Below are 24,177 nucleotides of genomic sequence, written 5' to 3'. Positions count from 1 at the left end.
AACTTTTCTTGTTTAATATTTCCCCCAAATAAAAAACCACCGCAAAAAGCAGTGGTTTTTCTATAATAGTTTAAATATTAAGCTTTTACAATATTAATAATAACCTCCATTGCTTTTTCCATACTTTCCAACGCTACATACTCGTAAGGTCCGTGGAAATTCATTCCACCTGCAAAAATATTTGGACAAGGAAGTCCCATGTATGACAATTGAGCGCCATCCGTTCCTCCTCTGATCGCCTTGATTTTAGGCTCAATATTCGATTCTTTCATCGCTTTCGCGGCAAGATCAATGATGTGCATTTTGCCTTCAAACTGCTGTTTCATATTACGGTATTGCTCCTTGATTTCAACTTCAGCCGTTCCTTCACCATGTTTTTGGTTGAATTCAGCAACTTTTTCCTCCATGAATTTCTTTCTCGCTTCATACTTTTCTTCGTCATGATCACGAATAATATATTGAAGTTTAGCCTCAGAAATATCAGCGGTAATATCCATTAAATGATAAAATCCGTCAAAACCTTTAGTCGTAGCAGGAGTTTCATTAGCCGGAAGCAATTGAATAAATTCCGCAGCTAAAAGACCTGCATTTACCATTTTTCCGAAAGCATACCCTGGGTGTACACTCAATCCGTGGATTTTTACAACAGCTCCTGCAGCATTGAAGTTTTCATATTCGAGTTCTCCAACTTCGCTTCCATCCATTGTATAAGCGAACTCAGCCCCGAATTTTGCAACATCAAATTTATGTGCCCCTCTTCCGATTTCTTCATCAGGCGTAAATCCTACAGCAACTCTTCCGTGTTTGATTTCTGGATGAGCAATTAGGTATTCTGCAGCGGTTACTATTTCTGCGCAACCTGCTTTATCATCAGCTCCAAGAAGCGTATTTCCGTCAGTTGTAATTAATGTCTGACCGATATACATTTTTAAACTTTCAAATTTTGAAGGAGATAAAGTAAATCCTGTTGTTTGATTTAAAACCAGATCATTTCCGTCATAATTTTCCCAAATCTGAGGTTTTACATTCTCACCACTGAAATCCGGTGAAGTATCATAATGCGAAATAAATCCAATTGTTGGTTTGTCATCGTTTTCAAGGTTAGAGGGAACGTAGCCCATAATATAACCGTTGTCATCAATCGAAACGTTTTCCAGACCGATCGTTTTCAGTTCTTCAACAATGTATTTTGCGATGTCCCACTGCCTTTCAGTAGAGGGAGTTGTTTCGCTTTCTGCGTCGCTCGTTGAATAGATTTTTACGTAATTAATAAAACGGTTCAGTAATTTTTCTTTCCACAATTGGTTGAATTCTATTGTACTCATTAGATATCATAAATTTCAACAAAGTTAGCAAATTTGATGCTCAGAATACCTTATTTGGACTTGAATATAAGGTATTGAAAATATTAATCATATATAAAAGCTTGAAAATCAAAATAATGTTAGCTTTGCTTTAATCTTATATAAACTTGTTTAGTTTTATTATATTTGAGAAAATCAAAAAGTACCAATGTTTCTAACTGAATGTCCGAGAGATGCAATGCAGGGTTGGGGAGAATTTATCCCGACCGCCAAAAAAATAGATTATATCAACTCCTTGATGGAAGTTGGGTATGATATATTGGATTGTCTGAGCTTTGTTTCTCCAAAAGCAATTCCTCAGCTTGCTGATTCTGATGAGGTTGCCGAAAATATAGATAAATCTTTATCGAATACAAAAGTTTCTGCGATCATCGGAAATTACAGAGGTGCCGAAAAAGCACTGAAGCATCAATCTGTTGATATTCTGGGGTTTCCTTTTTCTATTTCTGAAACTTTCCAACATAGAAATACCAATAAAAGTCAGGAAGAAGCTTTTACTGAAATTCTTAAAATGCTTGAATTGACGAAAAGTGAAAACAGAGAATTAAATATCTATTTCTCAATGGCTTTCGGAAATCCGTACGGTGAAATGTGGAAATGGGAAGATGTAGATTTCTGGGCACAAAGATTTTCAGAAATTGGAATTAAAAACATTTTACTTTCTGATACAACGGGAGTTGCAACATCAGAAACGATTGCTCTTTTATTCGAAAAAATACCTTCAAAATACCCTGAAATTAATTTCGGAGGACATTTTCATAATCGTTATGAAGATTCTTATTCTAAATTAAAAGCAGCTTACGATAAAGGCTGCCGAAGATTCGACAGTGCAATTAAAGGAATTGGAGGTTGCCCGATGGCAAAAGATGATTTGGTAGGAAATATGCCTACAGAACAGGTAATCAACTTCATGAGCGTTGAAAAAGTAGATCACAAATTAAATTTACTAAACTTCGAAAGTTCTTATAACAGAGCGAAGGATATTTTTCATTTTTGAGACATTGTCTCTTTTATTATGAGCGATTTCAGCCTGAGCTTGTCGAAGAATAATAAAATAAATATCAATAGGAGCGGGTTTTAACCCGCTCTCCTAGATTAAAAACTCAATTGGCTTTAGCCAAAACTTAAAAATTAACTCCAAAATCAACAAAAATGTCACCAATAATCTCACCATCCGAATTAAAAAATATCCAAACTAAAAACCTAATCATTCTTGATGCAAGGGTTGGAAAAGATGTATATCAAAACTACTTAGACAAACACATCAAAGGAGCAAGATTCATCGATTTAGATAAAGATTTAGCTGAAATTGGAGAAGATGCAGCTTTTGGAGGAAGACATCCGCTTCCAAGTATTGAAAAATTTGCAGAGACGCTTTCAAATCTTGGAATTTCTGAAGACTCTCATGTTGTTATTTATGATGATAAAAACGGAGCAAATGCAGGAGCAAGAGCTTGGTGGATGTTAAGATCTTTTGGATTAAAAAATGTTCAGGTTTTAGGCGGAGGAATTCAATCTGCAGAAAAAGAGAATTTAGAATTTTCATCAGGTGAAGAAACTTTTGAAAAATCAGATGTAATTAAAAAAGAAAACTGGCTTCTTCCAATTTCAAGCTTAGAAGATGTTGAAAATGAATTAGTAAACAATTCTTCAACTGTAATCGACGTAAGAGATGCTTACCGATATAACGGTGAATCTGAGCCGATTGATTTGGTGGCGGGGCACATTCCGGGAGCAATCAATATTCCTTTTTCTGAAAACTTGGATGAAAATGGGAATTTCCTAAAACCAGAAATTTTAAAAGAAAAATATTCAAAATTATTAGCAAACAAACCTGAAAATTTAATCATTCACTGTGGTTCGGGAGTTACAGCGTGTCATACAATTTTAGCTTTGGAATATGCTGGTTTTCATGTTTCTAACTTATATGTTGGCTCGTGGAGTGAATGGAGTAGAAGAGAAGGAAAGGAGATTGCAAGAGAGATTTAATAAAAATATTTTTGAACGATTAAGGAAGGCTTAAGAAGTTAAGTTTAATTAAGCGAATCTTCGCTTCTGAAGATGAAATGAATCTTAATATTCTTAACAACTTAATTGATCTTAATGGTTAAATTAAAGATTTTCAAAAACCTTTGTTGTTTGAAAGGAAAAATAAAAGGCTGCCAAAAAATTGACAGCCTGTTTTATTTTAATCCGAATTTTTAAAGCATTCCTAATTCAAACTTCGCTTCTTCGCTCATCATATCCTTATTCCAGCTAGGTTCGAAAGTAAGCTCTAAATCTACGCTTTTTACGTTTTCTGCTTCCGCTACTTTATCTTTTACCTCCTGTGGAAGCGTTTCTGCAACCGGACAGTTTGGTGTAGTAAGAGTCATAATAATTTTCACATCAGCATCTTCAGAGATCTGAACATCATAAATAAGTCCCAACTCGTAAATATCCACCGGAATTTCCGGGTCATAAACGGTTTTTAGTATTCCAATGATTTCTTCTCCTATATCGGCAATTTGATCGTCTGTAAATTTCATTTTTTAATCTAGATTGATATTCCTTTTCAACAAATCTTCCTGACGCATTCGTCGGAAAACATTTGCCAAAGTTAAGACATCTTTTTCACAATAGTCAACTATTCTTTGCAAGTCTTTTTCTATGTAATAGATTGATGAAACCATTGAGCCGTCGATATCATCTTTCGGGGTCGGAATTCCAAAAACGTGAGCCAGTAATTCTAAAGAAATGAAGCTTTTATAGTCTCCGAACTTCCATAATTCCATGGTGTCAATATGCGGAATTTCCCACGGTTTTTTACCGAACATTTGGAAAGGAGTTGGAGGTTGCATTCCGTTAATCAGAAACCGTCTTGCAATCCACGGGAAGTCAAATTCTTTACCGTTGTGGGCACAAAGAATAATGTCGCGAAGCCTTGGACTGTTGAAAATTTCGCCAAATTCTATCAACAACTTTTTTTCATCATCGTTTGCGAAGCTTTTGATCTTTAAAGTATCATTTTTTTCAAGCATTCCGATGGTGATGCAGATGATTTTTCCGAATTCGGCCATAATTCCGGCTCTTTCGGGGTAAAATTCTTCTGCGGTTGCTTCATCTTTTCTCTGGAATCTTGTTTTTTTATCCCAAAGTTTTTGTTCTGTTTCGGGAAGCTCTTCCCATGATCCTGTTCCCGGAACGGTCTCAATATCAAGGAATAAAACTCTTTCTAATGGAATGTTTTGTATCATGTGTTTTTTATTATTTTTAACCTACCTGCATTCCGTTTTTTGCGGGTAATGAAGGGGTTAAAAGTGTAACGTCTTTTTTATTTTCTCCATAAACTCCCAAAACCAGACACTCGCTGAAAAAATTAGCGATTTGTTTCTTTGGAAAATTTACAATAGCTAAAATTTGCTGTCCTACAAGATCTTCTTTTTGATAAAGATTTGTGATTTGGGCGGATGATTTTCTGATTCCCAAGTCTCCGAAATCAATTTCTAGTTGATACGATGGATTTCTGGCTTTTTCAAAATCGCTTACCGAGATTATGGTTCCGCATCTTATATCTAATTTTTCAAAATCTTCCCAAGAGATTTCCGGTTTTACTATCATGATAATGAATTGATTAAGTTTTCTACTTCTGTTTTCTGTTCTGCATATTTGTGTTGAAGCTCAGAGCCTTCGCCCATTCTTCTGTAATATTCCAACGCTTTATTTCCGAAAAATTTTCTGTGAAAATCTGAAACATCGGGAATTTGTGGAAACACTTTATGAAAAAGCATTTCGTAATACGCCTGAAATTCTCTTTCATTTTTATCTTCAATTACATTTCCGGGCGCTTTCTGTCTTACATGAAGCATTTCGTGAGCAACCATATTTAAGACAAGATTCAGATCAAAATCAAATATATTCTTGGGAATCATAACCATTTGAGGTTTTCCCAATTCTCCTTCCGCAGTCAGAAGCATTGAATTCGGTGAAAGTTCCTGTCTGAAACCAAAACCCGCAAAGTTTTCATGCTCTAAATCAAAAGAGTGAATTAAATATTTTGCAGCGTCTAAAATTTGATCATGCTCTTTATAAGCGTCGAGATGTAGATTGATTTGTTCAAAATTCATTCAAATATATGTTTTAACAAATGTATTAAAATATTAAAAACTTAAAAATTATTTTCGAAACATAAATTTTTTCTTTTAATAATCAGTCAGTTATAATTTTTTTTCATCTTTTTTCAATATTTCGCGCAAGATTTTTCGAAAAGTGGATTTATATAAATGAGTACTCAAAGTAAATAATGTATAATGAAATAATTAAAGTAATGAAGAAATTAACAGTACTTAAGGCTTTTATGGTCGTTTTGGTTGCATTTGCAGCGTTGTCTTTAACGTCGTGTAATAATGATAGTTATGAGCCTGTTCCTGTAAAATTGGGAGATGTGAATGGCAACTATAAGGCAAGACTTTTTATACAGCAGGGAAGTAAAGGACCTGTTGTTGAGAAAATTATAAACTTTGCAGCAAAGGATACGATAGTTGATTTTAAAGATTTTCCGATCAGAGAAATTGTAAAATCTGTAGTAAAAGATTCTGTGAAAACGGATACGGCATTAGCCAAAATCGGAAAGGTTGAGTATAAACTTAATTATACTTCAAAAATTAATACAGAACAGAATATTGTTGAGTTAACCTTTGCTCCTAAGAAATTGAATATCCAAATTCCTGTAGACGGAGTGACTAAAAATGCTGTAGTAACAGTGGTTGCTAAACAAAAAGGTTTTTTTGTAGGACAAGATTGGTCGCTGAGATTCGGTTTGGTAGCAGAAAAAATAATAGTTGATGGTGTAGAATTAGCCCCCTTTGAAACCATTAAATATGATTTTCCGTATTCTATAAAAAATTAAGAGACGGATATCATGCAAGATAGGTTGTGCTTTGAAAAAAGGCAGCCTATTTTTGCATTACAATTAAATTAATCATAAAAATCAGGATGTTATTGTAAAAATACATGGAAGAAAGTAAGGAGCAGATTTTGATAAAACGCCTTCATTTGAAGGAGGAAACTGCCTGGAAAGAGCTTTTTGAAGCTTATTCCGGAAACCTTACCTATGTGTGTTCGCGGTATATTATCGGGCAGGACGACGTGCGTGATGTTTTGCAGAACAGTTTTATAAAGATGTTCCGTTCAATTGATTCATTTGAATATAGAGGAAGTGGTTCTTTAAGAGCTTGGATTACCAGAATTGTGGTAACGGAATCATTAAAATATCTTAAGCAAAATTCTGATTTTAAAATAGTTGAAGATGAGTTTGAAATACCCGATCTACCGGAAGAAGAACCCGATCTTCAGGAAATATCCCAAACAACGATCATGAAAATGATACGAACTCTTCCCGACGGTTACAGAACTGTTTTCAATTTGTTTGTGTTTGAGGAAAAGAGTCATAAAGAGATTGCTGCGATTTTGGGAATTGCTGAAAATTCTTCGGCATCACAGTTTCATAGAGCTAAAGCGATGCTTGGTCATAAAATAAAAGAATATAAAATGTCAAAAACAGCGCAATATGAGTAATCAGTGGTTGAATGAGATGCGCAGAAAAATGGAAGATCATACAGATGATGTTCCGGAAGGATTGTGGGACAATATTAAAGATGATTTGTTCTCCGAAGACGACAATGATAAAATTACAGCACTTCCTATTATTGGAAATGATTTGAAAGCAAAAGACAAAAATACATCTACGTTTACATCTAAAAAATTAATATACCGCATCAGTGCTGTTGCCGCTGTGATCGCCATGTTTTTTATTGGTGGAAAAATATTAGATTTTTATAATAATGAAAAGGAAAATTCACCAAAAATTGCAAGTTCTAAGAAAGGAAATAGAGTAGAATCAGCGAGTCATTCTTCCGAAAATAAAAATTCGCCAAATGGAGTTAATGATTTGATTGATAGTAATTTATTTAAAGGAAATTCAAGTTCAAATAAAATCACTTCAAATAAAATTTCAACAAACAATAGCTTTAATGAAGTTCTGAATAATCATAATGAGATTCTTAAAAATAGGATTAATTATTCAGGAAATCAAAATCAAAATACGACAACAGGTTCAATTAATCAAAACAATCAAATTGCACAGCAGGAAAATGTAATTATTGATAATAATCAATCAATCAATGATATAAAAGATCCTGTTTCGCATGAAGAAAAAGAGTTTAAAGATAAATTTGAATCAATTCAAGAACAAAAAATCGCAAAAAAACAATCCAAAAAACCTTGGATGCTGAGTTTGCTCACAGGAAATACTTCAGGAAGTTCATCAGAACAATTTCCGGGTTATGCAACCATAAGCGGAAGCCCGATGAATGTTGGCGATATGTTTTATGCAAGTAACGATGGAGATCCTTTTGTGCAAGTAGTTTTGGCGAATCAAAATAAGGAAGTGGAAGCCAGAATAAGACATAAAGTTCCTGTTACTTTGGGTGTTTCAATGTATTATAGTTTAGGAAAAAAATGGGGAATCGGAACGGGAATTAACTATACAAAATTATCGTCCGAGCTTCGTTCAGGAAGTGACGCTAATTTAATAAAAAGCGATCAGTCGGTTCATTACATCGGTGTCCCTGTGCAGGTAAATTATAATGTAATTAAAAAAGGAGCATTTACAGGATATGTCACTGCCGGAGCCATTGTTGAAAAAGCGGTTGCCGGAGGTGTCACCACAAAGTATATTGTAAATAATGAAGTAAAAGAAGAAAAGAAAGAAGGATTGGAAGCAAAACCGGTTCAGTTTTCTGTTAACAGCGGAGTAGGATTACAGATAAAAGTTGTCAATAAAATAGGGATTTATGCAGAGCCGGGGATCGGCTATCATTTCAAAGATGACAGTTCACTCAATACAATATATAAAGAGAAGCCATTAAATTTTAATGTAAAATTCGGGATTAGATTGTTGATCGACTGATAATTAATTCACACATCAAAAACAATATCTAAAATAAATTAGGCTTATTAATCAATAAGCTCTTTGGTTTTATTATGCCCGAACCTTAACCAAAATAAAAACTGATAAAACATTTAAAATCAACTCACTAAATAAATATTAACATGAAAACAAAACTAATTTTTTTAGCATTTTACCTATTCCTGAGCATTGTAAAAATACAGGCTCAATGTACACCTACAATTACGAGTCCTAGATTGGGAACTATGTTTCAGAGCAGTGTGGTTTTTTGTAATACAGAAACCGAAACGCTTTCTACAACACAGACTTACGGAAGTTATCAATGGTACAAACAACAATGGGACTGGCAATCTCCTAATCAAAATCCTTGGGTTCCCGTTTCGGGAGCGACATCACAAACATTGACGATCAATGGTGTAGATGATATGCTATATTATTTTAAGGTTAAGGTTACAAATGGAGACTGCATCGCAGAAAGTCCAGCCATTCTTGCTGATGGATATGCTTATGGACTGCCATATATGATGGCTAATTTTATCCCAGGAACTTATGAAGGAATCGGGCCTGGAGAATATAATATTTGTCAGGGAGCAACGGTGCAACTTGATGATGGATTTCCATTGTTGTATGGCGTTCATACTTGGTTTAAATGTGTCCCGAGCAGCAATCCTCCCTTGCCTACAGATCCTTGTATCATCAATGGAGCAACTGGTGATTCTTACATTGCTAATGCATCGGGTGAATATGGATTTTACGCTTGTACAGAATACTGCCCAGATCAGTGCGAAATGTTGAGTGATTTTGCATTTATTAAACTTAATTTTGGGAATTTTAGCTTCTGTAATCTCGCAACAGGTGAAATAAAACCGAAAGAAAACGTCCTGACATTATATCCAAACCCGACAACCCAATTTTTATATATCGGAAAAGAGTCTGATAAAACATACAATTCTATCTCTATCATTGATATGTCCGGAAAGCTTGTCTTACAGAAAGATAAACATCAATATAATGTAGCAATAGACGTAAGCAGTCTTGTTCCTGGAACATATATGATTGTCTCTAAAACTTTAGACGGAAAAGTCTATAAAAACAAATTTATAAAGAAGTAATAGTTAGTTTTTTAATAATTTATGTTTAGGTCGGTGCAGAATATATTTCTGTGCCGATTTATTTTTTTAAGCTAATAAGGATTAAACCTAAATATTGTGAACTAAACGAAATATTTTCTAAAATAAAATATTAATTATTTTTACCGCAAAACACAATCATGCTGATCAAAGTTTACGGAAGTGCAATTTATGGTGTTGCAGCTCAGACTATTACTATTGAAGTTAATGTAGATACGGGTGGAGTAGGATATCATTTGGTAGGACTTGCCGACAATGCCATCAAAGAAAGCAGTTACCGAATTTCCGCTGCCTTGAAAAATGTAGGCTATAAAATTCCCGGAAAAAAAATCACAATTAATATGGCTCCCGCAGATCTTCGAAAAGAAGGAGCGGCCTATGATTTGAGTATTGCTATCGGAATTTTAACAGCTTCAGATCAAATTTTAGCAGAAAATATTCAGGATTACATTATTATGGGAGAGCTTTCATTGGATGGAGGCTTACAGCCGATCCGTGGTGTTCTTCCGATCGCGATTCAGGCAAGGGAAGAGGGTTTTAAAGGAATTATTTTGCCTAAACAAAACACTCGAGAAGCTGCCATCGTCAATAATCTTGATGTCTACGGCGTTGAAAATATTAAAGAAGTTATTGATTTTTTTAATGAAGGAAAACCTCTTGAAAAAGTAGTTTTAGACACGCGAAAAGAGTTTCAGGATAAAATTAATCTATTTCCTTTTGATTTTTCTGAGGTTAAAGGACAGGAAACCGCAAAACGTGCGATGGAAGTTGCCGCAGCAGGCGGTCATAATATTATTCTGATCGGACCTCCCGGAAGTGGAAAAACAATGTTGGCAAAACGAGTTCCGAGTATTTTACCTCCTTTGACGTTGAAAGAAGCACTGGAAACAACAAAGATTCATTCTGTAGCTGGAAAAATGGGGACTGAAACGTCACTCATGACTGTTCGTCCTTTTAGATCACCTCATCATACGATCTCGGATGTTGCCTTAGTCGGCGGTGGAAGTTATCCTCAACCCGGAGAAATTTCTCTCGCTCATAACGGAGTTTTATTTTTAGATGAAATGCCCGAATTCAAAAGAACGGTTCTTGAAGTCATGCGACAGCCTTTGGAAGATCGTGAAGTCACCATTTCAAGAGCCCGATTTACGGTAAATTATCCTGCAAGTTTTATGCTCGTCGCCTCAATGAATCCAAGTCCGAGTGGGTTTTTCCCTGATGATCCCAACAATACCTCATCTGTCTACGAAATGCAGCGATATATGAATAAACTTTCGGGACCGCTTTTGGATAGAATTGATATTCATATTGAAGTTCAAAAAGTTGAATTTGAACAGCTCGCAGAAAAAAGAAAAGGTGAAAAAAGTGAAGACATTCGAAAACGAGTTTTAATTGCCCGTGAGATTCAAGGTGAACGATATAAAGACTTGGAAATTAGTTACAACGCTCAAATTGGACCAAAAGAAATAGAAAAATTTTGTGAACTTGATTCATCCTCATTTAATCTCATAAAATTAGCCATGGAAAAACTGAATCTTTCCGCAAGAGCTTATGATCGAATTTTAAAAGTGGCCAGAACAATTGCCGATCTGGAAGAATCTCAAAATATTTTGTCTCATCATATTTCTGAAGCGATACAGTATAGAAGTTTGGACAGAGAGTTTTGGAATGTTTAGTTTAAAATTTTCCGCTAAGAGAAGGTTTTAATTTATTTTAAAAATTTTAAAAATGAGAAAATAATACGTCGAGTTTTGTCGCTGTGCTGGGTGATATTTGCATTATAGAAAAACAGAGAGATATGCCCATATTAAAAATGTTGTTCTTAAATATTAACCAAACAAAAAATATTAAAAATGATTTTTACAGACGATTTTTTCTCAACAGGTTCAACACTTCCAAATGATGATTTAGTACAATTAGTAGATAGCAGGACTTTTGAAAATGTAAACTATCAAAAAGTTAACACTTGGTATCATGAGGTTGGCCCAATGTACGTTGATGGTGTTATTATTAGAGAGAGGTATGATATTTTGACAGATACAACTGATCACTATGCATTAACCAGTTTTCTAGCAGGGAAACCTATCAATATTGAGCTTTTCGGTGCAAAAGGAGATTCCAGAAAGAATGATACAGATGCATTTTTAAAGGCTGCAGAATTTATTAACGGACTTCCTGATTTTGTTTCTGTAAATGAGAGTAATGGGCAAGAAAACTATTCTCTTGAAAAACAAGCGGTAACCATTGTGGGCAATAGTCCTATTGGGTATAAAATTGAAGGGACAATAAAGTTTGAAAAACCGGTAAATTTTTTAGTTGATAAAATATTTTATAGAGGAACTAGGGATAAAGCTGCTTTGATTTTTCAAAATAGTTATAAAAATACGATTGATACTCATGTAAGTGCATATCCAAGTGCTGTTTTTACTTCCGATGATTTTGTTGGAATCCTGATTCAGGGTGCTATAAATTCAAAAATTGATGTTGGAGCTTCATTTTTTACTAAAGGAATTATTTGTGAGGCAAATGATTCTCAGGGATTATATCCTGGTTTTGCATGGAATGATATTCAACTAAAATCTCTACAGACAAATCTTGATTCATTTGTGATTCGAAATAAAAATAAAGGTTGGGCTAATGCAAACAGGGTAACTGGAGGAGAATTTGCTTCACCTTCAGGGCTAATTGATGAGTCTAAACCTATTAATAGAAGAAGAACTTTTATAAAATTTGAAAAAGATGAGCTTTCTAAAGAATGTAATTCTTGGCTGTTCTTAAATCAGTCTTTTGAAGGAAAGTTTGTAGATGTTAATAAAAATATACTGGAAGAGACTTTGTGTTTTGATTTTTCAGCTGCAAGTTGTTTCGGAATATCAATTTTGGAACCAAGAATTGAAGATGTAAATGATGAGAGATTAGGCGTTTTTCGTACAGGATCAGAGTTTAGTTTTAAATCTGGACAATATGCTTCAGTTACAGACTTTACAGATGAGAATGGAATTAGATATGTAGGAGAAAAACCTATTGTTTTATTAGATGAAGACTTAAAGTGTGATTTTAAGATCAATAGAATGACTAATGATTACAGACATACTTATGTAAAAAAATTAGAACCATTTAATGATAGAACAGGTTTGCTCCCGGATGCATACTATGCAAATAGGTTTTGCCAGATCTTTGAAATCAATGACCATACTGCAAGACTTTGGGTGAAATGGTATAGAAATTCTGAACTTGTGTTATTTGATGAAAACAGAAATTTAATCACTGATACTACTAAATTGCAGCAGCAGATCGCATTAATTGATTATAGACCACAGGATTACTCTGTCTCTGCCATAGTGAATGTAAAAACAATAGTTATAGGTAAGGAATCAAATAGTGATTTTGTGAATAATATGACTTTTATTGCAGATGCAAAATATGTTGGAATTCTTCAAAGACCGTATGATAGTGCCAGACTTAAGGTGATGCTAAACCGTAAAGATATGGATAAAATTAAAAAAGTGAAATTTCTTGAAACACCGTCTGATACTTATCCGACAATTAATAATCCATCGGACATGACTGGTTTTAGTTTTAGCACAGGAGAAAAGTTTTATGACACTACTACGTTTCAAACATCGATAATTAAAAAATCAGGAATTAATAACGTGTTATCCGGATATACTTTTGATGCAACTATTGGATCGCGTAAATTTGTCATAAAATCCGGACCAACTAATGAGATTTCTGAAGGACATATTTTTTACCTAACTTCTAACGGAGGAAATATTTATTTCAAAATTACAAAAATAGAAGGAGATGTAATTACTGCCAATATTCCATCTGATGTTACAATGATCGATGCGGATATTACTTTTCCTATCTGTACATACGATACTTACTAAAAATTAATCTTTAATATAAAACCGAAAAGAGTTTAGGGCATCCTAAACTCTTTTTGCTTGAACTTAAAAAAATATAAGAACTTTTTAATTGATAGTCACTTTCAAAACATTTTGTACGGAAGGAACTGGGAATGCATTTCCTACTTTCATAATCACCTTACTTTCAGCCTGAGGAGTTCCTCCAAATAAAGCCTGATGATTTCCGGCTCCCGGGTATTGATCGATACCTGTTCCTGAATCAAATAACGTTGTTTTTGAAGTTAAATCTCCTTTTGTATTGGCATCAATGCTTTGTTCATTAGCATAAAACCAGTCATTAGAAAACCCAAACATTGTTACATAAGCAATTTTATCTCCCGGACTTGATTGGAATTTAGTCATCACTTTAGCTCCAGGCGCTACCGGTGCACTTCCTGCAATATAAACTCCTTTTACGTTAGGTAAAGCTTTTAAGCTGTTTTGAAGTTTGGTTACATTTCCCATCTGAGCAATTTCTTTTAATCCTTTCCCTGTATCTAATTGACCGAGCTCATAAATTGGATTTTTGTCTCCATTATAAACTACAACCAAAGCAGGTGAAAGTCCTGTCATCACTTTAGTATTGGCAGTAAGGCTTGTCATCATTTTAGTGATATTACCCATTTGGGCTATGTCTGTGATCTCAGGGTTAGATAAGGCGTTCGGAGTAAAGAAAGGTGCAGAATTCAATAGTTGTGAGCCATTGTAATTAGAAACTGCCCAGACTCCTGGAGAGAAAGGTGTTTCGTGCGTTGTGCCTCCCGATGTGTTGGTGATGGTTAATGTAAACTCGGATGAAATATCATTATAAGCAAGATTCAATTTCATCAATTGAGAAGCGGTTACACCAGGAACTTGTGCAATAGGCTTGCTTTCTACTTGTCCCGAAGTATTGTCTTTTGTTCCATTATCCCACAAAAGAACTTGTGAAGATACATCTCCTGTAATTGCATTTCCGTTGTTGTCGAATAACTTTATTCCGGGTTGTTGTGACGCAAAAAACCAGTCTTTTGAAGCTCCATACATTGTTGCGAACATGAGTGACTGTGCTTTTCCTGCACTAAATTTAATAGAAACAGACTGTCCTGGTGTGATAATAGGTGCTGCTGTACCCTGGAAGCTTCCGCTTTCAACAAAATCTTTTGGTGTTACGACATTCTCAAAAGTGATTGTTTTTTCTGCTGAAAGCATTTCCATTGTATCATTATTATCACAAGAGGTAAGTGCGAAAGTTGTCATAATACCCGTTGTTAATAAAGCAATTCTAAAGATGTTCTTTTTCATAATAATTTTTTTATAGTTATAATTATATTCTTATAACCATAGACGAGGAGTTTTTAAAAACCTGACAAAAAAATTATATTATTTTCTTTTTTATTTGTTTAATTGATTCAATTTTAAATATTTAGCAATAAAAAAACCGCGAAATAAAATTTCACGGTTTTCAAAAATATATTCAATGAAGATTATTTTTTGCTTTTACCTGCAGCTTTTACGTGCTCAGGTTTCGCAGCTTTAGTTTTTGTGTCAGCAGGAGTATTTTCGTCTCTTACTAATTTCAACTCGTCGATCAATCTTCTTGCACCAGCGTACTTGTCGATTGTCCAAAGAACGAAACGAACGTCAACGTTGATTGTTTTTTGCCATTCTTGTTCGAAAACGATGTCACCGCTTAAAGCTTCACTGTTTCCGTCGAATGCGATACCGATAAGGTTTCCGTCTGCGTCAATTACAGGAGAACCAGAGTTACCACCAGTAATATCGTTGTTTGACAAGAAGTTTACAGGCATGTAACCTTTAGCATCAGCATACTGACCGAAGTCGCTCATGTTGTAAAGGTCAATTACTCTTTGTGGAAGATCAAATTCTTCATCACCTTTCTTGTATTTACCTACAAGACCAGCCATATCTGTATAATAGTTATCAGTAACACCGAAATAGTTTCTGTCTGTTCTGATTGGCAATTTATCTACAGTTCCATAAGTTAATCTCATTGTAGAGTTAGCATCCGGATAGAATTTTTTCTCAGGCATAGCTTTCATTAAACCAGCTAAGAAAAGACGGTTGTTTTTAGCAAAATTGTCATCAATTTTAGAGAATCTCTCTCCAGATAATCTTTGATCTGTAGCTACACCGTTAGCAATTTTAAGAAGCGGATCTGCATCTAATTTTAAAGCATCTGGGTTCAAAACAAAGTTTGTAGCAGAAGTTTTATTAGCGAAAATAGATGAATAAGCAACGTTTGATAAGTTCTTAGCATCTAATCCCATAATGGTAGCAGAAGCAACATCTTTATCTACTCTTGTCTGGTAAAGGTTAACCATTGAGTTCAGCATTTCACCTTCAAGGTTTGTATTGATGTTTTCGTAAGCCGCTTTTACAGCAGCATCTACTTTAGGCTTCATAGCCAATCTTCCAGCCATATCTTGCGCAGCGTAAGCTTTAAGAACAGCACCTAACTGGTAAGCAAGGCTGATATATTTTGAGTTTCTTGAAAGCTGAGACATATAATTTCTCTCAACATTTCTTGTAGAAACTTGTTTGTAATAAATACCGATATCATCTAAAACACTTTCGTATTCTGCAATATTTGCAGGCTGTACAGACCATGTTTTGAATGTTTCTTCTACTTTTTGTTTGTCTGTAATTGTTCCATTTTTGATAACAGCATCAATTGTTCCTTGTCTGTTTTTCCAGTAATTGGCAACAGAAGCGTACTGAGAAGCATAGTTTAGTTGAGTTCCTTTGTCTTTATCCATGTACTTCTTCATAACGTCCATCGCTAATTTAGAAGCCTCAACCCAAGCTGGATAATCTTTACCAACCATTTGCTGAATTCCATAAGAAGTCAAATAACGGTTTGTTCTTCCCGGGTAACCCATGATCATTGAGAAATCACCTGGCTTAACTCCTTTAAGAGAAACAGGTAAGAAATGTTTAGGCTTTAAAGGAACGTTTGTTGGAGCGAATTCCGCGGGGTTTCCTGCAGCATCAGCATACACTCTGAAAACTGTAAAGTCTGCAGTATGTCTTGGCCACTCCCAGTTATCTGTATCACCTCCGAATTTCCCTAAAGATGATGGTGGTGCACCTACTAATCTGATATCTTTATAATCTTGGTAAACGAAATAATAGAATTCGTTTCCGTTGAAGAAATCTCTTACAACTACTGTATATTTCCCATTTTCAGAGTTTTCAGTCTGGATCGCTTTAGTTTCAGCATCGATCACAGCTTTTCTCTCTTCTCCGGTCATTTTATTGTTCAGTTTAGAATTGATTCTCTGCGTAGCATCATCCATTCTAACTAAAAATCTTACATAAAGATCTTTTGCATTAAATTCATCTTTCTGCTTCATTGCCCAGAAACCATTCTTCAAATAGTCTTTCTCTGGAGTAGAAGCTGCTGCAACAGCACCGTAACCACAGTGGTGGTTTGTGAAAATAAGTCCTTTGTCAGAAACAATTTCCCCAGTACAGAAACCACCGAAACTTACGATAGCATCCTTCATACTTGAGTTGTTTACTGAATAAATCTCTTCAGGGGTCAAATGCAAACCTTCTTTTTGCATGTCAACACCATTTAATCTTTTGATGAGCATTAACAGCCACATCCCCTCATCCGCCCTCATCTGAGCGAAGCCCAACAAGAAAGTGAATAGTAGAAATAGTCTTTTCATTTTATATAATAATTTTTGTGTCGCTAATTTACTAATTTTTATGGGATTCTGCTTCTGAATGGTATGAAAATGGGATTCTGGAATGTATGAAAAAAATATTGCTCTCAGTTTTTACTGTTTTGTTTTTAGGTTTAATCTTTAATTGCTCTACAGTAAAGGTTAATAGTCCACATATCCAAAGAGAATGGATGTTGGTTTCTTTTGGTAATTTCACTAAAAATGAATTAATTAAGAATAAAGCGGGTATTAATTTAACAACCCCTCAGGAAAACGGTAAGATCCGTGGAAGTGCTTTTATGGGATGCAACAATATGTTCTTTTCTTCCGAATTTAAGAACGATGGAAAAGTGAAGATTTCCGGAGTCGGAGGTACGATGAAAGCGTGTCAAAATATGAACTTGGAAACCAAATTTTCAAAAAGTTTTCAAAACATGACGAAATATTCGGTTGAAGGGCATTTTCTTACGCTGTCTGATGATGCAGGAAATTCAATGAAATTTGTTGCTGCGGATTGGGATTAATTTTAAATAATTCAAGATAAATAATAGATACTTCGACTTCGCTCAGGATGACATCGCTAATACTAACCATTAAAAAGCAGTATAATTTGCCGTGTCATCTTGAGCGAAGTCGAAGGATTTTTAATTAAGAGAAAACGAAAAAGTCCACCTTGTTAGGTGGACTTTCTTTTTGTTGAAAAATCTAGTTTTTGTTATTAGTTTTTAGGAATTGTTTTTTTGATCTCTTGCAAGGTTGCCGTGTTTGGTAATCCTTGTACATTTTGATTTGTGTTCCTAGAATTATTTGCTTTACGTGCCTGTCTGTTGGGAACTGTTGCTAAAATTTCTTCTAAACTTGCCGTGTTGGGCAGTAATTTTCCTGTGTTGTTACTTGATGGTTGTGTTTTTGCCTCCTGTTTTTTTACTTCAAGACCTTGTTCTGAAGCTAGAGTTATATTTTGAGTCTGTTTTTTCTGAGCACTTTCCTGACTGCTTTTCAGCATTTGGGCATCATGCTCCTTAAGCTCTTTTACAACTTGTGCCTGATCCTGCAGTTCGGAAGTTTTTTTACTTTCCTGAGCATAAATACTTACACTCAATGTTAATAATGCGATGATATATAATGATTTCATGATCGTTTATTTAATGTTTACAAGTACTTTTATTTTTCCGATTCCGTCTTGGTCATAATCTTGAAGTGCTTTTCCTATCACTTGTCCAATTTTTACTTTTTTAATGTTGGCTTTCATGGCAACTCCGGATTGTGATGAGGTTACGAGAAGATCACCTCTTTTTATAGCACCACCCTGAAGACAAACTTTTGTTGGAATAACCCCAATTACACCCATCGGAACTTTTCCGATTAATTCAGAATCTATATTTTCTTCTGTTAAAAGAACTCCAGGCTTAGTTGCATAAACTCCGGCAACAAGATTAGAATATGGTGTTGAAGATTTTTCTACGGTTCTGTCGGTATCAGTTGATATTACTAAAATATCACCAGGTTCGTATTCTGAAGTATTTCCTTCAACATCGAAGGCTTCTGCTAAATCGGCGCCACTGTTCTGAGTTCCACCGTTAAAAAATCCTTTTCCAGTTTTATCGATACGAGCCACGTTTGTTGAGGCACTTTGATAAGTAGCAATACTACCTGATGGCCCTTGATGATTAACAAGTAAAGTAGATCCTGTACCGGTTGTGGTTATATTCACTACTGGCTGTCCGTTGGCATTATTAAAGTTTCTGAAATATCCAGCTCTACCAGTCCCGAAATTCGGAACCCAGCCATAAATAGCAGAACCTGTTCCGTCTACTGTAGCTTCAACACCATCACCACTACCGCCGGCATTAGCAGTAATTCCATTTCCGTTTCCTTCTGATAGTGCGATTAGAGCGGGTCCGTTTCCTGCCGGATTTCTTTGATAAAATAAGCCTGCAAAACCACCTGTACCAATAGACTCACCATAAACTCCCGCGGTTCCGAAATTGGCAAATATAGAATTCACTTTACCATGTAATGCTGCAGAAGTACCATTGGTGTTATCTACGAAGAAATCTCCGGCCATACCATTTCCGACTGTTTTTGCAGTAATTACAGAATTTGTATTTGATGTATTAAAGTTTTGGAATTCCGCAGGTTTTCCTAAACTGAATGTTGGAGTCCAACCATAGATTGCACGCCCGGCTCCGTCAACATTAGCTTCTATTGCATCGCCGTCTTTTCCGGCATTGGCAACAATAGCATCACCATTACCATCTGTTATGGCAACTAAAGCGCGTCCGTTTCCATTTACGTTTGAAGCAAAGAAAAGACCTCCGAATCCTCCGGTTCCGGATGCTAATCCGAAGAGACCCGCTGCTCCAAAGTTGCCGAAGATAGTGTTAACTTCACCTCTTACTGCCGCACCAACACTATTCGTATTATTAACTAAGAAAGATGAAGCATTACCTTGCGTATTGTCAGGGATATTTCCTGCACCGTTGGTTTCTACCTCGAAAGTATTATTTATATCATTGGAAGTATTGGTGTTTTCAAAACGTCCTGCACGTCCTTTACTATTGCTTATTCCGACTTGACCGAAGACCCCGATACCTGTTCCTGTTGTATTTGTAGCAACAAAACCTCTTACACCATAACCTCCGCCATCGTTTCTACCGACTACAGCTCCGGCAATATTACTGGTTGTTCTACCAACGACAGCTTCACCTGCTCCGTTATTATCTCCTATGATACCTGCAGAAGTTTGCTGAGAGGTAATTCCCTGAACGGCAAATCCACTTCCTGTAGAACTTAATACACCTGCTCCGGTTCCTGATGAGGAAACATTAATAACAGTTCCGTTTCCTAACGTTGAAGCATTAAGAACATTACTGCTATTGGCATTATTTAATATTGAAATATTAGCGGCAATACCATTGGTACTTGTTGCATTAAGACCTGTTCCTGTGTTACTGTTGGCGTAAACTCCGTATCCGGCTCCTGATGAATTTCCGTAAACTCCTAGACCGGTAGGTGTAACACCGTAAACTCCCCATCCGCTTCCGGCTTGGCTTCCCCAGACACCTACGCCTAGACCTCCTGTACCATTATTGATACCTCGAACTGCTGAAGAAAATCCTCCTGGAGCTACATTGGTAACCGTTCCTCGAACGGCAGCAATACTAGAACTTGTTGAATTGCTGATACCTTCCACAGAAGTTCCGTCTCCATCATTGATTAGTGTGAAAAGCGTTCCTGCATTATTTACAGTATTAGTATAAGGTATTGCGAAACTTCCGCCACCTCCGCCTGCTGTTTTTGCATACATGGCGTAAGGAACACTTAATAATTGACTTGTTCCTGCAATGGTATAGTTAGTTCCGCCTGCTGGGTCTGTTTCTGTTTTTAAATAATAATTTCCTGTAGACCAGTTGATGGTGTTGAATGTTCCTGTAAGAGCTGTTCCTGCACCAATTTCAAGGGTTACAAGACCGTTTACGTTGGTATTTCCGGTTAGTCTTTCAGAATATACAGCAGCTCCGGCTGGAGATCCCTGTAATACACTTACTCGGACAGCCACAGCCTGATTGGATAAAATTTGACCTGAACCATTTCGCATAATGGCCTGATAACTCATTTTTTCGGGTACTTGTGCATAAGCTAAAAAGGAGCCCAGCATAATCCCGACCGTTAATAATATTTTTTTCATGGTAGTTATTTTTTAATGATTTTAAATGTTTTGATGTTTTCTCCGTTTTGGTTTATCGTGATGATATACATTGCGGATGGTAGTGAAGAAAAATTGAACTCAGATTTAGACTGAGTAATTTTATCCTTTTTAATTAATTTCCCCTGAGCGTCGAATAATGAATACTCGGCTCCTTTGTAACTGTTTGTGGTGAAATCTAAAAACAGATAGTCTTTAAATGGATTAGGATAAATTAAAATGTCTTTTTCAGCTGATGACGTTTCGTTGGTAGCGAGGGTGGTGATTTCGTAGGCCTGTTGTACGCCTTCCAAAATCTGATTGGTGCCTTTTATAAGGTAAGTGGTTTGCCCTACACTGTAAGAAACGGATCCTGCACCTCCTGTAGCATTCGCTCCCGTTGCCAAGACTACTGATTGTGCTTTCAGCAGGCTGACGGTTACGGTGAGCGGAATGAGAAAGAAACAGTAAATAGATGTTCTTTTCATGTAAAATAGTTTTGTGGTTATTAATTGGTTTTTGTCCTAAAATTTGTGGAAATTTTGGAAGACTAAATTACCACATATCACGGCCGTATATTTGGAAAATAGACAAACGACCGAAATAATCGACCAACGGCGATTAGTGAAATATTGCTAACAATTTATTTGTAAACCAATAGGTTGGGTGATTTTATTTTTAAGATCCAGGTTCAAAAAAAGAAAGATTGTCTTTGTAAGTTCTTCCAATGGGAAGCTTGATTTGATGAACGAGTTCCACTTCATGAGTGTTTTTACTTCTGATCAGATGTCGTGGAACAGCATAGCTTTTATGAATCCTTACAAAAGAATCAAAAGAATTTTTATGAAGAAGGTTTCCCAGAGAATCTAAAATACAGTGTTTTTTTTCGGAAGTGATGATTCTTGTGTAATCTTTTAATGCTTCAAGATACAGAATATCAGTTATTTTCACTTGCAAAATATTGCCGTTTTCTTTTATTTTAATACTGTTTTCACCGAGTAAGGTCTCAAAACAGTCGCTTTTTTCTTTCATCTCAAAATAGTCGAAAAGCTTTTGCATGGAATGTTGAAAACGTTCTGTTTTTAAAGGTTTTGAAATAAAATCTAAGGTATTGATCTCAAAAGTTTCAAGAGCAAATTCGGGGTGAGAACTCACAAAAATACAGATTGGAATCTTATGAGCTAGTTTCCTGAATTCCAATCCATTCATGCCCGGAAGTTTAGCTTCGATGAATAAAAGATCAATGGGAAGTCCGAGATAGGGAATCGCTTTTTCGGCTGAATCAAAAGAAGCAACAATTTCTATATTCTCATATTGTTTGATATGATGATGCAGAACCAGCCTATCTAGTTCATCACCATCAATGATCATACATCTGATATTGGTAATCATGATTCTCGGAATGTTAGTTTTTATGTAATTGATTAAATTTTAATGATTAAACTCAAACAATTACTTCATAAAGTTATTAAATTTCTATAAATCAATTGCATTGTAAACTTAAATTAACATTAAGATCTTATGAAATATAAAAAATGATTTTGTTTTTTCTTCTGAAAATGGTAACTTGTAAATCTTACAAACATAGACAGAATTTAATGCTAGACAAGAAAGAACATAATTACGAAAAAGCTATTTTGGTGGGTGTTATTACTCAGAACCAAGACGAAGATAAGCTTACGGAATATATGGATGAATTGGAGTTTTTGGCTTTCACAGCTGGAGCTACCATACAAAAAAGGTTTACTCAAAAATTAACTCAGCCTGATTCCAAGACCTTCATCGGGAGCGGAAAAGCTCAGGAAATAAAAGAATATGTAAAGGAAAATGGGATAGGAACCATCATTTTTGATGATGAATTATCTCCATCTCAGCTTAAAAATCTTGAAAAAGAAATAGAAGTAAAAATCCTGGACAGAACCAATCTTATCCTTGATATTTTTGCCCAAAGAGCACAGACTTCATATGCAAGAACTCAGGTAGAGTTGGCGCAATATCAATATCTTTTACCTCGACTGACAAGAATGTGGACTCACTTGGAGCGTCAGAAAGGGGGAATCGGGATGAGAGGACCCGGAGAAACTGAGATTGAGACCGACCGTCGTATCATCCGTGACCGAATTTCCTTATTGAAGGATAAACTGAAAACAATCGATAGGCAAATGGCTACCCAACGTAACAATCGTGGGAAGGTTGTTCGTGCTGCTTTGGTAGGGTATACCAATGTTGGAAAATCTACATTGATGAATGCTTTGTCAAAATCTGATGTTTTCGCTGAAAATAAATTATTTGCAACACTGGACACTACAGTAAGAAAAGTGGTGATCGGAAATTTACCGTTCCTATTGACGGATACGGTAGGATTTATCAGAAAATTACCAACTCAGCTTGTTGAATCTTTCAAATCAACTCTTGATGAGGTTCGTGAAGCGGATTTGTTGATTCATGTTGTAGATATCTCTCACGAAAGTTTTGAAGATCATATAGAATCTGTAAATAATACATTAATGGAAATCAATGCGCATCAAAAACCGATGATCATGGTTTTCAATAAAATTGATGATTTCAGTTATGATAGAAAGGACGATGATGATTTAACGCCTTCTACAAAAAGAAATATTTCGTTAGAAGAATGGCAAAAAACATGGATGGGAAAATCTAAGCATCCAACGGTTTTCATCTCAGCTTTAACGAAAGAAAACTTCCCGGAAATGAAAAAGATGATCTACGATGAGGTGATGAAAATTCATATCGCGAGATTTCCTTACAATGATTTCCTTTTCGAATATTTCGAAAATGATGAGGAAGAAGAAACCAACGAGTAATGAAATATCACTTTTTCCTTTTACTTCTTTTGGTGTCGGTTTTTGGTTTTAGTCAAAAATCAAAAATCGATTTCAAAAGTATTGAGAAAAGCCTTACAAATGCTCAATCTCCGTATAATTACGAAAAACTGATCTTTAAATATAAGGGATATCCCAAATCTTTAGACAGTATAGAAGCGCAATATCTTTATTATGGAAGAAATTTCAGGAAAGATAAAATTTCTACTTCAGATGATGATTTTAAGAAGCTTGCAGAAGCTTTCAAGGATAAAAATTTTGAGGAATGTGTCAAATTAGGCAAGGTTCTTTATGATAAAGATCCTACCAATCTGGATGTTCTTCTTATTTTGCTGCGTGCGTATGATTCTCTGAAGGATGGGAGTAATTTCATGCATCATTTAGGTCAATTTCGTTTGCTTGCAGACGCTATGAAGGCTTCCGGAGACGGAAAATCTGAAAAAACGGCATATGCTGTAAACAGCGTGGGAGATGAGTATATTCTTCTGAATATGCTGAATATAGGACAAGATTACACAAGAGGTTCTAAATCTTTAAAAGACGGAATGATTGATATTTGGGAAAAAGAAGACAGTAAAATTTATATCAAAGTACTTTATTTGGACTTTTAATTTAAAAACA

General features: G+C 35.4%; 22 protein-coding genes. 11 read left to right on the top strand and 11 right to left on the bottom strand.

The window, feature by feature from the left end:
• Positions 1-77: 77 nt before the first annotated feature.
• Entirely contained in the window at positions 78-1,325 is a 1,248-nt protein-coding gene (gene pepT / locus A0O34_RS08830; protein WP_066753831.1) for a peptidase T, read from the bottom strand.
• Between the two features lie 187 nt (positions 1,326-1,512).
• On the opposite strand from pepT, the gene A0O34_RS08825 reads away from it, so the two are divergent.
• Both A0O34_RS08825 and A0O34_RS08820 read left to right on the top strand, forming a co-directional pair.
• On the top strand, positions 1,513-2,361 hold the full coding sequence (locus A0O34_RS08825) for a hydroxymethylglutaryl-CoA lyase (protein ID WP_066753830.1): 849 nt from the start codon (positions 1,513-1,515) through the stop codon (positions 2,359-2,361).
• 155 nt (positions 2,362-2,516) lie between these two features.
• Positions 2,517-3,353 carry a sulfurtransferase gene (locus A0O34_RS08820; RefSeq protein WP_066753829.1) on the top strand — a complete coding sequence of 279 codons (837 nt, stop codon included), beginning with the start codon at positions 2,517-2,519 and terminating at the stop codon, positions 3,351-3,353.
• Positions 3,354-3,565: 212 nt separating this feature from the next.
• Here the strand turns inward: A0O34_RS08820 and A0O34_RS08815 are convergent, their stop codons facing one another.
• Genes A0O34_RS08815 through A0O34_RS08800 form a run of 4 tightly spaced genes read right to left on the bottom strand, consistent with a single transcriptional unit; the run spans position 3,566 to position 5,470 of the window.
• A complete protein-coding gene (locus tag A0O34_RS08815; protein ID WP_066753828.1) occupies positions 3,566-3,892 on the bottom strand; it encodes an iron-sulfur cluster assembly protein in 327 nt (108 codons plus the stop codon).
• 3 nt (positions 3,893-3,895) lie between these two features.
• Positions 3,896-4,600: a 3'-5' exonuclease gene (locus A0O34_RS08810; protein ID WP_066753826.1), complete on the bottom strand. Its 705-nt coding sequence runs from the start codon at positions 4,598-4,600 to the stop codon at positions 3,896-3,898.
• A gap of 16 nt (positions 4,601-4,616) precedes the next feature.
• The gene (locus tag A0O34_RS08805) at positions 4,617-4,964 is read right to left on the bottom strand and encodes a tRNA-binding protein (RefSeq protein ID WP_066753825.1); all 348 of its coding nucleotides are present in this window, start codon (positions 4,962-4,964) and stop codon (positions 4,617-4,619) included.
• Positions 4,961-5,470: a hypothetical protein gene (locus A0O34_RS08800; protein ID WP_066753823.1), complete on the bottom strand. Its 510-nt coding sequence runs from the start codon at positions 5,468-5,470 to the stop codon at positions 4,961-4,963. Before A0O34_RS08800 ends, A0O34_RS08805 begins: the two co-directional genes overlap by 4 nt.
• Before the next feature lie 200 nt (positions 5,471-5,670).
• Here A0O34_RS08800 and A0O34_RS08795 point away from each other — a divergent pair, with 200 nt between their 5' ends.
• From A0O34_RS08795 to A0O34_RS08770, 6 genes are all read left to right on the top strand, one after another.
• Positions 5,671-6,252, top strand: a complete 582-nt coding sequence (locus tag A0O34_RS08795; protein WP_066759594.1) for a DUF4840 domain-containing protein — start codon at positions 5,671-5,673, stop codon at positions 6,250-6,252.
• Positions 6,253-6,356: 104 nt separating this feature from the next.
• Positions 6,357-6,920: an RNA polymerase sigma factor gene (locus tag A0O34_RS08790; RefSeq protein WP_066753821.1), complete on the top strand. Its 564-nt coding sequence runs from the start codon at positions 6,357-6,359 to the stop codon at positions 6,918-6,920.
• Entirely contained in the window at positions 6,913-8,313 is a 1,401-nt protein-coding gene (locus tag A0O34_RS08785) for an outer membrane beta-barrel protein (RefSeq protein WP_082891130.1), read from the top strand. Before A0O34_RS08790 ends, A0O34_RS08785 begins: the two co-directional genes overlap by 8 nt.
• A 143-nt stretch (positions 8,314-8,456) precedes the next feature.
• Complete coding sequence (locus A0O34_RS08780) at positions 8,457-9,425, top strand: T9SS type A sorting domain-containing protein (RefSeq protein ID WP_066753817.1); 969 nt, start codon at positions 8,457-8,459, stop codon at positions 9,423-9,425.
• A 158-nt stretch (positions 9,426-9,583) separates the two neighbouring features.
• Complete coding sequence (locus A0O34_RS08775) at positions 9,584-11,119, top strand: YifB family Mg chelatase-like AAA ATPase (protein ID WP_066753815.1); 1,536 nt, start codon at positions 9,584-9,586, stop codon at positions 11,117-11,119.
• A gap of 177 nt (positions 11,120-11,296) precedes the next feature.
• Positions 11,297-13,333, top strand: a complete 2,037-nt coding sequence (locus A0O34_RS08770; RefSeq protein WP_066753813.1) for a hypothetical protein — start codon at positions 11,297-11,299, stop codon at positions 13,331-13,333.
• Positions 13,334-13,417: 84 nt separating this feature from the next.
• Here A0O34_RS08770 and A0O34_RS08765 read toward each other — a convergent pair whose 3' ends face one another.
• Together A0O34_RS08765 and A0O34_RS08760 are read right to left on the bottom strand one after the other, a co-directional pair.
• A complete protein-coding gene (locus tag A0O34_RS08765; protein WP_066753811.1) occupies positions 13,418-14,635 on the bottom strand; it encodes a spondin domain-containing protein in 1,218 nt (405 codons plus the stop codon).
• A gap of 182 nt (positions 14,636-14,817) precedes the next feature.
• Positions 14,818-17,028, bottom strand: a complete 2,211-nt coding sequence (locus A0O34_RS08760) for a S46 family peptidase (RefSeq protein WP_066753809.1) — start codon at positions 17,026-17,028, stop codon at positions 14,818-14,820.
• 86 nt (positions 17,029-17,114) lie between these two features.
• Here A0O34_RS08760 and A0O34_RS08755 point away from each other — a divergent pair, with 86 nt between their 5' ends.
• Entirely contained in the window at positions 17,115-17,549 is a 435-nt protein-coding gene (locus A0O34_RS08755; protein ID WP_066753807.1) for an META domain-containing protein, read from the top strand.
• Between the two features lie 194 nt (positions 17,550-17,743).
• Here the strand turns inward: A0O34_RS08755 and A0O34_RS08750 are convergent, their stop codons facing one another.
• From A0O34_RS08750 to A0O34_RS08735, 4 genes are all read right to left on the bottom strand, one after another.
• Positions 17,744-18,160 carry a hypothetical protein gene (locus A0O34_RS08750; RefSeq protein WP_066753805.1) on the bottom strand — a complete coding sequence of 139 codons (417 nt, stop codon included), beginning with the start codon at positions 18,158-18,160 and terminating at the stop codon, positions 17,744-17,746.
• Between the two features lie 6 nt (positions 18,161-18,166).
• Positions 18,167-20,716 (bottom strand): beta strand repeat-containing protein, encoded by a 2,550-nt coding sequence (locus A0O34_RS08745; RefSeq protein ID WP_066753803.1) that lies wholly within the window; start codon positions 20,714-20,716, stop codon positions 18,167-18,169.
• 5 nt (positions 20,717-20,721) lie between these two features.
• On the bottom strand, positions 20,722-21,201 hold the full coding sequence (locus A0O34_RS08740; RefSeq protein WP_066753801.1) for a T9SS type A sorting domain-containing protein: 480 nt from the start codon (positions 21,199-21,201) through the stop codon (positions 20,722-20,724).
• A 190-nt stretch (positions 21,202-21,391) separates the two neighbouring features.
• Complete coding sequence (locus tag A0O34_RS08735; protein WP_066753799.1) at positions 21,392-22,105, bottom strand: LytR/AlgR family response regulator transcription factor; 714 nt, start codon at positions 22,103-22,105, stop codon at positions 21,392-21,394.
• 206 nt (positions 22,106-22,311) lie between these two features.
• Here A0O34_RS08735 and hflX point away from each other — a divergent pair, with 206 nt between their 5' ends.
• Both hflX and A0O34_RS08725 read left to right on the top strand, forming a co-directional pair.
• Positions 22,312-23,538, top strand: a complete 1,227-nt coding sequence (gene hflX, locus A0O34_RS08730; protein WP_066759592.1) for a GTPase HflX — start codon at positions 22,312-22,314, stop codon at positions 23,536-23,538.
• Entirely contained in the window at positions 23,538-24,167 is a 630-nt protein-coding gene (locus A0O34_RS08725) for a DUF4919 domain-containing protein (RefSeq protein ID WP_066753797.1), read from the top strand. The genes hflX and A0O34_RS08725 overlap by 1 nt, the downstream gene beginning before the upstream one ends.
• Positions 24,168-24,177 lie beyond the last annotated feature (10 nt).

Source organism: Chryseobacterium glaciei (genome assembly GCF_001648155.1).
Taxonomy (GTDB): Bacteria; Bacteroidota; Bacteroidia; order Flavobacteriales; family Weeksellaceae; genus Chryseobacterium; species Chryseobacterium glaciei.
The sequence above is the reverse complement of the archived record's forward strand: the minus strand, read 5'-3'. Positions and strand labels throughout refer to the sequence as shown.